The sequence below is a fragment of the Streptomyces aurantiacus genome (genome assembly GCF_001418335.1).
Classification (GTDB): domain Bacteria; phylum Actinomycetota; class Actinomycetes; order Streptomycetales; family Streptomycetaceae; genus Streptomyces; species Streptomyces aurantiacus.
The window spans coordinates 1-11043 of the sequence record NZ_LIPP01000397.1; the positions used below are offsets into that span (position 1 = coordinate 1).

10 protein-coding genes and 2 pseudogenes are annotated in these 11043 nt (G+C 68.1%); 4 read left to right on the forward strand and 8 right to left on the reverse strand.

Features of this window, described 5'->3' with window-relative positions; translation table 11 throughout:
• The first annotated feature begins 218 nt into the window (after positions 1-218).
• Positions 219-1295, forward strand: coding sequence for an AraC-like ligand-binding domain-containing protein (locus AOK01_RS36505; protein ID WP_079104052.1), 1077 nt, complete (start codon positions 219-221; stop codon positions 1293-1295).
• A gap of 327 nt (positions 1296-1622) precedes the next feature.
• Here the strand turns inward: AOK01_RS36505 and AOK01_RS36510 are convergent, their stop codons facing one another.
• Together AOK01_RS36510 and AOK01_RS45790 are read right to left on the reverse strand one after the other, a co-directional pair.
• Positions 1623-1907 carry a hypothetical protein gene (locus tag AOK01_RS36510; RefSeq protein ID WP_245702561.1) on the reverse strand — a complete coding sequence of 95 codons (285 nt, stop codon included), beginning with the start codon at positions 1905-1907 and terminating at the stop codon, positions 1623-1625.
• 268 nt (positions 1908-2175) lie between these two features.
• On the reverse strand, positions 2176-2328 hold the full coding sequence (locus tag AOK01_RS45790) for a hypothetical protein (protein ID WP_245702562.1): 153 nt from the start codon (positions 2326-2328) through the stop codon (positions 2176-2178).
• 38 nt (positions 2329-2366) lie between these two features.
• Here AOK01_RS45790 and AOK01_RS42120 point away from each other — a divergent pair.
• A pseudogene (locus AOK01_RS42120) lies at positions 2367-2657 on the forward strand (transposase); the annotation flags it as partial.
• A gap of 325 nt (positions 2658-2982) precedes the next feature.
• Here AOK01_RS42120 and AOK01_RS42125 read toward each other — a convergent pair.
• A pseudogene (locus tag AOK01_RS42125) lies at positions 2983-3435 on the reverse strand (IS701 family transposase); the annotation flags it as partial.
• 144 nt (positions 3436-3579) lie between these two features.
• Complete coding sequence (locus AOK01_RS36520; protein ID WP_055519354.1) at positions 3580-4059, reverse strand: SRPBCC family protein; 480 nt, start codon at positions 4057-4059, stop codon at positions 3580-3582.
• 91 nt (positions 4060-4150) lie between these two features.
• Between AOK01_RS36520 and AOK01_RS36525 the strand changes: the two genes are divergently transcribed.
• Positions 4151-4858 carry a TetR family transcriptional regulator gene (locus tag AOK01_RS36525; protein ID WP_055519356.1) on the forward strand — a complete coding sequence of 236 codons (708 nt, stop codon included), beginning with the start codon at positions 4151-4153 and terminating at the stop codon, positions 4856-4858.
• 1573 nt (positions 4859-6431) lie between these two features.
• On the opposite strand, the gene AOK01_RS36530 is transcribed toward AOK01_RS36525, so the two are convergent.
• Positions 6432-6764, reverse strand: coding sequence for a hypothetical protein (locus AOK01_RS36530; protein WP_055519358.1), 333 nt, complete (start codon positions 6762-6764; stop codon positions 6432-6434).
• Between the two features lie 580 nt (positions 6765-7344).
• Here AOK01_RS36530 and AOK01_RS36535 point away from each other — a divergent pair.
• Positions 7345-7758, forward strand: a complete 414-nt coding sequence (locus tag AOK01_RS36535; protein WP_079104051.1) for an STAS domain-containing protein — start codon at positions 7345-7347, stop codon at positions 7756-7758.
• Positions 7759-8169: 411 nt separating this feature from the next.
• Here the strand turns inward: AOK01_RS36535 and AOK01_RS36540 are convergent, their stop codons facing one another.
• The 3 genes from AOK01_RS36540 to AOK01_RS36550 all read right to left on the reverse strand — a co-directional run bounded on the left by AOK01_RS36540 (position 8170) and on the right by AOK01_RS36550 (position 10425).
• A complete protein-coding gene (locus tag AOK01_RS36540) occupies positions 8170-8895 on the reverse strand; it encodes a GAF domain-containing protein (protein ID WP_055519360.1) in 726 nt (241 codons plus the stop codon).
• 153 nt (positions 8896-9048) lie between these two features.
• A complete protein-coding gene (locus AOK01_RS36545; protein ID WP_245702563.1) occupies positions 9049-9795 on the reverse strand; it encodes a GAF and ANTAR domain-containing protein in 747 nt (248 codons plus the stop codon).
• Between the two features lie 3 nt (positions 9796-9798).
• Positions 9799-10425 (reverse strand): ANTAR domain-containing protein, encoded by a 627-nt coding sequence (locus tag AOK01_RS36550; protein ID WP_157871641.1) that lies wholly within the window; start codon positions 10423-10425, stop codon positions 9799-9801.
• Positions 10426-11043: the final 618 nt, after the last annotated feature.

An 11043-nucleotide genomic window follows, 5' to 3' on the forward strand; every position in this document is an offset into this window, starting at 1 on the left:
ACAGGGGGTACGGGGGTACGGGCAGGGCCTTTCGGCACCTCGGACATGCGGAACTGTCCGAGTACCGGGAGGTCCTGCCCGTCGTAACCGCGACCGATCCCGCGACCGATACCAATCCCGCGACCGATACGGCGATCACTACCGCAGTCGTTGCGTACATGCCCATGTGTGCCTCACTGCCCGCTGACTTCAACTCCGCTGCCCGGCATGATTGTTGGATGTCCATCCTCAAGAACACGGCGGAGCGGAGCAGCACGGCTGGGCCCGTGCTGACGGTGGACACCGACTCCGTGCCGGCGCCGGACAGATTCGGCTGGTGGAACGACTTGGTGGGCCAGGAGGTCATGCCCGTCACGCTCCGCAGCCCGCACGCGCGTCACTTCGAGGGACGGGCGGAATCCGTTCAACTGCCACTCAGCCAGGTGTCGACCTTCACCTACTCCCCGTTGACGGCCCGCCGCTCCCCGGTCCAGATCCGCCGCCAGGACCCCGAGAGCTACTTCCTGGTCCTTGTCCGGGACGGCAGCGCGATCCGGCTTGAGCAGGAGCGCAGTATCGCCTGCCTCGACGCCGGCGACATGGCGCTTTTCTCCACGTCACATCCGCTGACCTGTGAGTTCCTCGATCTGGGCGGGCTCTGCCGGACCACGCAGCTGCGGCTGCCACGCACTGTTCTCCCGCTGGCGGCAGGGCGGGCGGACCGGCTGTTGGCCGAGCCGTTGTCCACCGGTTCCGGAACAGGCGCCCTGCTCGTTCCGTACCTCATGGGACTGCCCCGGGCCGCTCGCGACTGCGGGCCGGCGGAGGTGGCCCGGCTTGGTGCGGTCGCGATGGACCTGGCCGCCTCGCTCCTGGGCACGCAGCTCGGTGAGGCGGACAGGCTGCCTGCCGAGACGCGCCAGGCGTCGCTCCTCGCCCGTATCAACACCTTCATCGGCCACAACCTGGCCGACCCGGAGTTACGCCCGGCGGCCGTGGCCGCCCACCACCACATCTCCGTACGCACCCTGCACCAGCTCTTCCGGAGCGAACCGGAGTCCGTGGGCGCCACGATCCGGCACCGTCGCCTGGAGCGCTGCCGAGCCGACCTGACCGATTCCGCACTGCGGCACGTGTCCATCGGCGAGATCGCCACGCGGTGGGGGTTCCGCCACCCCGCGGACCTCAGCCGTGCTTTTCGGACCGCGTACGGCGTTTCGCCGAGCGAGGTCAGGGCGGGTGCGCGGGACGCGGCGGCTGCACCGGACGCGGCGGCTGCGCTGGATGCGAAGGAAGACCGCGCGTCCTGCCAATGACGCGACCGGCCCGCACGGGCGACAGTGAAAGCACGGCATCCCAGCGGCCTCGGAGTTCAGGTTGCGTACGCCGTACGGGCTTCGGCCACGCGGCACAGTACCGCCGGAGGGGGGCTTGAGGCGCTGGGATGCCGATGGTGCGGCTTCGCTGTCGGCGGTGGGTCGTAGCCGCGGCGTCAGTTGCCGTACTGCTGGAGAGGCGGTCGCGCATTCCAAATCAGCCCACCTGAAGGGCACTTGGCCAGTCGCCGTTAGGCTCCCCGTGAACGTCAGCCTCGGCACACGCCGGGGGTTCTCGTGTGGGTGCCCCCGGTCCCGACAGGGGGCTCAGCCGATGAGCTGGCGGATCGCCGCCACAACGTTGAACACCGCCGGCAAGACGAAGACGCCACCGACGCCGATCCACACGCCCCCGGCTGTTCGGTGGCCGCGGCTCGGCGGCGGCGGTTGAATCAGCTGATCGCCCACTCTCATCATCTCGTTCGGAGCGAGCAGGCTGCGCCCGGTGCGGCGTTGCCTCCGCCCCAGCCATATGAAGACGACAGCTACCAGCGCCGTGAAGGCGGCCAGCTGAAGATGTTCACTCGGTGAATCGGCGCCGGCGAGCGTCACAGCCCTGTACGACACAAGTCATCTCCCTCACATGATCACAGTGGGTGGATCACCTCACGGCGGTTCAACCATGTCAAACGGGTTAGGGCGCTCATGCGTTGCCGTTGACGCGCTTTCCAACTGCCTCGCCCTGGTGCCCCGGTGCCCTGGCAGGCTTTGAACCTGCGGCACCCGCTTCAGGAGGGAGCGGGGAGAGCCATGCATCAGCTGGTTCGCTCGGGACATGGAGTCCACCGGTCCGCGACCGATTGGAGACGGTCCGTCTGGCTCAGTCGAGCAGCGTCTCCCCGAACCGTGATCCGCTCGCGAGGCCGAAATCGGCGGAGCTGAGGGACTTGGAACCGGAACCGGTGAGGCCGGACGAAGTACCCGGCAGGGCCCACAGGCCTCCGCTGCGGTCGTTCTCGAAGGAGGCGGTCACCGCCAGGTCGGTTTTGCCGTTGTTGTCGTAATCGGCGAGCCGGACCTGGGCGCCGAAGAGGTCATCGGTCTCGGCGACGCAGACCGGGAAAGCTCCACGCCGACAAGGGATACGACTACGACCACCTGCGGCGATGGTTACGCGGGCGCGGCATCAGGCACCGCATCGCCCGCAAGGGCGTCGAGTCCTCCACGCGGCTGGGCCGCCACAGACGGACCATGGAACGCACGATGTCCTGGCTCGCCGGATGCCGCCGCCTGTACCGACGCTACGAGCGCAAGGCCGAGCACTTCCTGGCCTTCACCAGCATCGCCTGCACCTTCATCTGCTCCCGCGCCCTCATCTGCTACCGCAGGCCAAGGTCCCCACATCATCGTGCTCCACCGTGTGATGGGCCGGCGTCCAGTAGTCACTCACGACGTCATTCAACCGCCCAATCACCACTCTCATCAGCGGATTTGTTATCCCTTCAGTCGCCGAACGAGATGGCGTCCTGGCGCCGGCCCCTGCCGACAGCTTCTGCCAGGCGCCCGCCTGGGCACCTTCGCGGCCAGAACGTCAGCGCGGAACTTGCCCGCACCGGCGGGGACTTCGGCCGCCCAGGCCCGCGGCCCGGCAGCGGTGCGCATCGCAGGTCCACGAGCGCGGGATCTACAGCTCACGGTCCACCGCCGCGTGCCCGCGTATTCCCGCGTGGACGAGGTAGACCGCGACCTGCGCGTTGTCGATCCTGCCAGCGGTGCCGGTGTACTGGCGCTGGACGCCGACGGTGTGCGTGCCCTTCTTCACGGCGCCGGTCTCGTCGACCACCAGCACTGCGTCCTCGTCGCGCAGATGCTCCAGCACGTACTCACGCAGGTCATCACACACGCGGTCGGCATCCCACCTGGCCCGGCCGAGCAGGTGCTGCACGCCGTCCGGGCAGGCTTCCCCGACCCACTCGGCGATCGACCAGCAGTTCTTGCGTGGCAGGTCCGAGAGCAGTCCCAGCACCAAATCCCGTACTCGGCGGGGGGCCACACGCGCGAAGCGGCCCGCTGTCCGGCCCGTCAGGACCTCGAACGCCTTCTGCCAGCGGGCAGGGCCTACGCTGCGACCCGTGGCCATCGCGTGATCTTCAGTCTTCACACACCGATGATCAGCGGTGGCCGTCCTGGCCTCTCAGCTGCCTCTCAGCTGCCCCTGTCGGGGCTCGGTGGGAATCCGGCCATGCTCGTCGTCCTCACCTGGTTGCCGGGCTCAATGAGGGAGTCAGGTCTTGGGCCTGATAGCACTTCCGGGGCGGAGCTTGCCGTCCTCGTCGAGATCGTTCAGCACCGCGGACAGGCCGACGCGCAGCATCTTCCGCCGGACGTGCCCCAGGATCTGGGTCATCACGAGCCCGCTTGCCCCTGTGAAGCCCGTGTGGTCGTAGGTGAAGCGCGTTCCGCTGCCATGCGGTTCGACGGAGTAGGCAACCTCGGTTGTCTCGCCGCCGCCATGGTCGGTCCACGAGTAGCGCAGCAGCCGGGGCTTGTTCACCTCAAGTACGACGCAGTCGACGATGCCGCTCCAGCCGGGCTTGGGCTTCGCGATGAACTGGAACTGGGCACCGACGGTGGTAGTGAACCCTTCCGGGCGTGCCCCGGCCCCGGTCGCGGTCCATAGCGGTATGAGCCCGGGGTCGGTGGTGGCGTGCCAGACCTTGGCAGGGGAGTGCGGGTAGTCACAGACGATGTGGATGGCGCTCATGGGTGCTCCCGAGACGGTCGAGTGCAGAATGTACAGCGACTAGAAATTTACAGTAGCAGTAAATATCACGCCGCTGCACTACTCTGTCGTCATGAGCACGGTGGACTGGACGGCATGGCATCCGCAGCCCGTGGAGCCTGATGCCGGGGGGTTGCGGCAGCGCAAGAAGCGCCTGTTGCGGCAACGCCTGTCCGACACCGCGACTGAGATGTTCCTGGAGCGCGGCTTCGACGCCGTCCGCGTGTCGGAGATCGCCCAGGTATGCGGAGTCTCGGAGAAGACGGTATTCAACTACTTCCCCACCAAGGAATCGCTCGTTCTGGACCGGGGCGAGACCACGTTGGCCAGCCTGCGCGCTGGCCTGGCCGACACAGACCACTCTCCGGTCGAGGTGGCGCTGCGAATCCTTTTCGATGAGTTGCGAGCCATGACCTCCTGGATCGCCGCGCAGGACGACCCCCACCAGGCCGCTGTCACGATCAGACGCTTCGGCGCACTGACCAGGTCCACGCCTTCGCTGCGGGCCTACCATCAGGACATGACCGACCGGCTCGTCACCGTCGCGGCAGAGGCGCTGGCTCAGCGCACGCGCAGAGAACCGGACGACCCGGAACCGCAGATCGCGGCAACTGCCCTGCTCGGACTGTGGTCCATCCAGTTCCAAAGCCTCGGGAAGAATCTGGACGGCTCCCGCACGCCGACACAGATCCATGAGGCGGTGACCGCCGACGTAGGCCGCGCAGCCAAACTCATCGACACCGGCCTGGCCTCACTCGAAGACGCCGCTCCGACCCGCTGACATGCCCCCGGCGGTGCGTGATGCACGGAGGGGCCGGTAGAGGCGGAGTTCAGCTGCCTTTGGGCTCCCGGCAGTACATTTTGATGGCGGGTCAGGTGTCCGAGGTGACGTGGCCGCCGGTGAACACCTGGGTGGCCTGCTCGTGTTCGACCCGGGTGGAGGCCTGGCGTAAGGAGCGCCTTGCGCGGATCGGTGAACCGACCCTGATCAAGGCGTACCGGACGTCGTCAGCGGCCGGATCGCTAGATCGCCGATCGGCTCGGCTCGGCTCGGCTCGATGATCCGCGAGACGTGGGGCGACGCGGATTCCTAGTGGATTTTGCGGCACGGGTGCGACACAGCCGTGATCATGGCAAAGGGCCAGTTCGAGAGAATCAAGCCTCTGAACTGGCCCTTCGTCGCGTGCCCCCGGGGGACTATTCCCAGATGGTTGCGGGACTGACCAGCGGTTTCTTGTTGGACGGCTGGTGGTGGAGGGGCGGTTCCGTCCTGCGGTGTGGGGGTGCGTTGGTGGTGGCGGGGGTTGCGGCGTATGCCTCGTACGTCCATCAGCGGGAAGCATGTTCTGGCGATGTTCTGGCGACTTTCCCGGCTTCCGATCACGCGGATCGGCCTCTACCCTCGGACCAGTGACATCGGGGTTCTGCCCCGTACCGCAGGCTCCCGGCCCCCGAGCCCGTGATCGACCGATGGCTGTCGGACCGGCTGGAGCCGCATCGCCGACTACACGGCTCCAGCCTTCAGCCCTTCTGGCACGTGTGGCGAGGCAACTCCCGCCGTCTCGCCCCGCCAGGAGGGCACCTCGCGCGAGGACCGGTCCGGGGGGAACCCGGTCTCTCGCGCTCCCGGGTCGCCGCCGCACCCGTTGCGGCGGCGACCCGGCCCGTCCAGCGTGCCACCACGGGCGCGCTCTGTCCGCACCTTCAGGGGGTGCAATCTCGCACCGCGTTCTCACCACCGCAGGGGCCGCGGAATCCGTGCCGCGTGAGGATCCGGGACCGGGCGGGATCCGGGCCCTCACGCGAAGTGCACGCTTTCTCACCCTGGCGCCTCACCGCGACCCGGACCGCGTCCTCAGCACTCCACATCACGCATGTGTCTCGCGTGCCGACCGGGGCGGTCAGCGTGTGGCTGTGCGCGTGGGGTGGGGAGTCGTTTCGAGGTGACCGTGGGAGTCACTGCGTGATCGAGTGTGCGGTGTCCGCTTGTTTCGACGTCAGTGTCGGACCATGAGCTTCTGCGGCCACGGAGAGGGAGGGCGGTCGCGCAGCAGGTCGAGCAGTTCGGTGTTCTCGTCGCAGGCAGCCACCGGTAATGGGCCCGGACCCCTTGCTCTTCAGCACGATCCCGGTCTTCGGCACCCCTGGCAGTGCACCCGTTCGGTCTGCCAGGTTCATCAGGAAATCGACGGAGTCGAAGTCGTCGACGAGGGTGTCCGACGCTTCGAGAAGAGACCGCCGCAACCGCAGCGCGGGATGTCCGGCGCGGACTTGCCCCGGTGTCTGGTCCCGCTGTTTCGCAGGCGTCGCGGTGTATGCCCCTGCGGCCTCCCGCGGACGCAGGGGCACACACCTCAGGGTTCGGCGAGGTGGAGGCTTTGCGTCTCATGCCAGCCGTGTGCGGTCAGCCGGCCGGGGAGGTCGAGTTCAGGGCGTGCCCGCAGGGTCAGGCGCACGGAGGGCGGTAGGGAGCGGGCGGCGCCGACGAGAGTTTCCAGCGCGCTGCGGGAGAGGTGGTCGACGCGGGTGAGATCGATGGTGATGTTCTGGTGCTGTCGGCGGCAGGCCTGTAACGCCAGGTTCAGCGGGATCTTGTGGATGCCCATGACCTGGCCGTAGAGCTTGATGCCGGGCTCGTCGATCAGAGGCTGGATGAACATGAGGTCGTCGGCGAAGTATGTGGACATGGCTTGATTCCTCGTAGCCATGCACCGCGGGGAGGCGGAAGCGGCCCGGGGTCTGGGGGCGAAGCCGCAGCGGTGGTTCCTCGTGCGATGCCGAAGAAGCGGGCTGAGGGTCCCGCATGGCAGAGCCGCTGACGTAGAGGCGCTCCCTGGGCCCCGAGTGATCGTCGGACCGCGGCGCCGTAGCAACGGACAGCCGCCAGGTCGCGGACTGCGGCCACCGTAGGCCCGCATATGCCAATGGCGACAGTCAGATTCAGGGCGGACGAAGGCCGTTCATGGCCGGCTCCGACACCAGGCGTCTCGCCCGCCGCACGATCCGCCCGCCGCGCAACCCGCCCGCCGCACAACCCCTCCGGCGGAACGGCGCGACATCGCCTCGTATTACCTCGCCCAGGGAGCCTGCGCAGGCCGACCTGTCAATGCTGCGGCATGACTATCACCCGCACGGATGGATGATCGAGTGCGTGGACGTTTCTGCATCCCCTGCTTCTCCTACGGTGGTTGGCCGTTGCCCCGGCCCCCGGCGGCGGTCCGACAACCACGAACTCCCGTCATACGGGGTCTCACGGCAGGAACCGTCATGTGCGTCCACGAGACGAATGCGACTTCGGGGCAGCGCCAGAATCACTCGACGCCGGAGAAGCTGCCGGCCCCGTGCCGGCAGGCGCGCAGTTACCTTGCCCGCGGCAGCACCGTGGTCGAACTCCACGGCACCATCGACCTGAGTACCGTCCCTGAGATTCAGCTGCATACCGATGCTGCGACTGCCCGGCCCGGAGTCTGCGTGGTCGTGGACCTGCGGTCGGTGGATTTCTTCGACTGTTCCACCCTCGGCCTGCTCTGCCGGACACGGCGCCGGGCCCTGGAACGCGGTGGCCACCTGATTCTGGTCTGCGCCCGTCCCTGGCACCTGAGGATTCTCCAAGCCGCAGGGGTCGGCACGCTCTTCGCGCCGCTGGCCACCGTGGAGGACGCCCTGCAGAACGGACACTGAGCCCTCGGCGGCTCTCGGTACAGGAAGAACGCCAGGCCATACCGGTTCTTTCATGACGAACACCAGCCTGCCCCGGCATCTTCGCCGGTATCGGCCCCCGGGCCGCAGTGAGAATGCGACCATCGCGACCATCGCGACCACGGCGATGCGGCTGGAGCCGCATCGCCGACAACGCAGCTTCAGCCCTTCGTCCTCCCCAGTCCCGTTCGAGCCCCGAGCCCGGGATGAACTCCCGCGCACCCCGGGGCGGGTGGTGAGAACGGCCGATGCGAGGCGGCGACAAGAAATCCATCGCCGTCCTCGCAGCCACGACCACCGCAAGGTGCTACGCAAGGCTCGACGGAACGGAAGCAGCTGTTCCAGATCGGTGGCCGCGGCGCGGTCCGGCAGCCTTCCGCCGCACAACCACGGTCAGCCAGGTGGCGTGTCGCGGTCTTCCTCCAGGCGGAGCCGACCCGTGAGGATGTCGCGGGCGATGTCCTCAAGGAGCTGCTGGTGGCTGAAGGCGTGGGCGCGCATGCGGGCCAGGGCTTCAGTGACGGGGACGTCGGCGGTTTCGGCAGCCGCGCCGGCTGCCTGGTGGACGAGGGGCGGATAGCCCACCGGGCCCGTTTCCGGGACTGCTTGTTCCCAGCCGATCAGCGCGGGGTGGGCGTCCAGGGCCAGGAGGGCGAAGATGCGGGCGTAGACCTCGATCCTCGCCCGGTCTGCCGCGAGGAGAGGGACGGAGGTGGTGCGGTAGATGTCCATGGCGCCGACCGGGACATTGTTGCCGACCAGGAGCGGGGCGGCCACCACGTAATGGATGCCGAGTTCGCCGGCTGTCCGCATGAAGACGGGCCACTGCCCGCCGGCGGGCCGGACGTCCGTTTCCACGATCCTGCGCCGCAGGTAGGCGTCGGTGCACGGGCCTTCCCCCGACACGAGCTGCGCGTCCTCCAGCCGGTGACTTCGCTCGTCAGAGGCATGTGCCACGGTCCGGATCTGCCCTGGGGTGATCAGGCTGATGCCCAGACCGTCCGCACCCATGTCTTCGACACACGCTGTCACAGCGGACTCCAACGCGACCGGCCGGCCGGCGGCACTCGCGACCTCGACGACGCGCTTCCATGCCGCGGTGTCCTGCCGCTCTTCCATGACACAGTCCCCATACCTGCCCGGAGCGCTGCCGGACCGCTCGCACGCTCGCCAGTACAAACAGCGTAGACCCCGCGGTGGCCACAGGCAGAGGGCCCCGCACCGGCTCACGGCTCCCCGGGGAACGGGCGTGCCGACATCGCAGGCAGGCGCTTATGGCTGACCGGGGCTGTCGGTGGGTGCGATGTCGCCGTCGAAGGTGTTGTCGACGATCTGCTGGGCGAGTTCGGTCAGGCGCAGCCGGCGGGGGCGGGCGTAGGCGCGCATGGTCTCGAAGGCGTCGTCGAGGCTGAGGCTGTGGCGTTCGGAGAGGATGCCCTTGGCCTGTTCGATGACGACGCGGCTGGTCAGAGCGGTCTGCAACTGTGCTTTCTCGGCGTAGATCTGTCCGATGGTGCGCTGCTGGAGGACTGCGATCGTTGCGACGTCGGCGATGGCCTGGCCGACGTGTACGTCCGCGTCACTCAGGCGGCGCAGCCGGGTGCCGAAGAGGTTGACGGCTCCGACGACCTGGTGGCGCAGTTTCATCGGCAGCGCGTGGGTGACCGTGAAGCCGGCCGTCCTGGCGCGGGCGGCGAAGGGGCCGAATCCCGCGGTGGCGGCGCTTGAGGTGAGACTGATGTTCAACTGGGCCCGTCCGCTGTGGTAACAGCGGACGCAGGGGCCCTGGCTGTGCTGCAGGGCGAACAGTTCCAGGAGGCGGGTCTTCTCGTCGGAGGCGGCAATCAGCTGGAGTTCGCCGTGCTGATCGACGATCATCACGCCGGCCGCGTCGACGTCGAGGAGCTCCACACAGCGGGTGGACAGACGGTGCAGGAACTCAATGAGATCGAAGTCATCGGTGAGCGTGTCCACCGCCTCCACCAGGATCTCCAGCACGCGTTGCTGATTCGGCATCATCGATCAGTCCTTGTTCCCGGACGGGGCGGACGTCCCGTCGCGATTGTCCCGAAAATGCAGCCGCCGCGCGACCACTTCCTCGGCTGTTGCGAGCAGTGGTACGTCGGTGCGGTAGGCGTGCGCGCGCAGCATGGCCAGGGCCTCGGGCAGCGGGACGCCGGCCTGCACACTGATGATGCCGGTGGCCTGGTGGACAGCGGCACGGTGCAGCTCGGTGTGCGGCTCCGCCTGAGCGAAGGACTTCCGCTGCCCGCTGTCACGGATCAGCGCCGCGGTGACGGCCGCCGCCACGATGAGTGCGTCGTTCATCTGGGCAGAATTCAGCGGGCCGGGGACGGCACGCTGCGCGGTGAACACGCCCAGGCAGACAGCCCCCAAGTTCAGGGGGAAGCAGAACATCGCTTGGACGCCGAGCCGTTGGGCTTCGGGCAGAAACGCCGGCCACCGGCGCGTATCGGCACGCTGCAGATCCGGGACCGCGACCAGAACCGAATGACGGTAGGCATCGAGCGCCGGCCCTTCACCCACCGTGCACTGCACGTCGTCCAGAGCGGTACTGCTGCCCGGCGTCGACCACACCAGCTCCGTCAGCACCCCGCCGGCTTCCAGCGCCACCGAGATTCCGTCCACGCCCAGCACATCCGCGCACCGAGCCGGGTCACCGCCCAGAAGACCGGACCCGCTCCCGTCGGGGAGATCACGCAAAATACGGGCCAGGGTCGCGCTCACATCCACCACGCCACCGCCTCCCCGCCCACATACAGAGGCGCGCCACCCAGGCGAGCAGCCGTCCGATTCATCCTATTGCAGTGCCCTCGGACGAGCTCCTCGAACGGGAAGAACGCCGGAGCGCCGTTGTCTGGACCGAAGCGGGTCCGGCTTGTGCACTCGACAGCTGTTACGGCCACCCGGTGAATTCCCAGGTGAACTCCCAGGTGAGCGCCCCAGTACGAGACACCGCTCGCGGCCGGAAGGAAAAGGATACGCAGTGATGGTGCTCCTTGCTGATGTCCACTCCGGCCCAGATCTCGGGCACAGTCCCCTCCGCCGATTCGTCGCTTCACTGCAGTTCCGCAGACGACTCCGCCCACGTTGCCCTACAGAGCGATCGAGTCGCGTATCGCAATCAGCGGTCGAGTCGTCGCGGGGCTCCGGGCGGCCAAGTCTTTTGAGCCCCCGGACGGCGACAAGCCGGCAGCCATCCCGTCGGCTGCCGGCCCCAGCCCCGCTACCGCCCCCGGGCCCCTC

Coding starts and splice junctions, on each gene's coding strand:
- AOK01_RS36505 (WP_079104052.1), top strand. CDS start 219: ATGTCCATCCTCAAGAACACGGCGGAGCGGAGCAGCACGGCTGGGCCC.
- AOK01_RS36520 (WP_055519354.1), bottom strand. CDS start 4,059: ATGAGCGCCATCCACATCGTCTGTGACTACCCGCACTCCCCTGCCAAG.
- AOK01_RS36525 (WP_055519356.1), top strand. CDS start 4,151: ATGAGCACGGTGGACTGGACGGCATGGCATCCGCAGCCCGTGGAGCCT.
- AOK01_RS36530 (WP_055519358.1), bottom strand. CDS start 6,764: ATGTCCACATACTTCGCCGACGACCTCATGTTCATCCAGCCTCTGATC.
- AOK01_RS36535 (WP_079104051.1), top strand. CDS start 7,345: ATGTGCGTCCACGAGACGAATGCGACTTCGGGGCAGCGCCAGAATCAC.
- AOK01_RS36540 (WP_055519360.1), bottom strand. CDS start 8,895: ATGGAAGAGCGGCAGGACACCGCGGCATGGAAGCGCGTCGTCGAGGTC.
- AOK01_RS36545 (WP_245702563.1), bottom strand. CDS start 9,795: ATGATGCCGAATCAGCAACGCGTGCTGGAGATCCTGGTGGAGGCGGTG.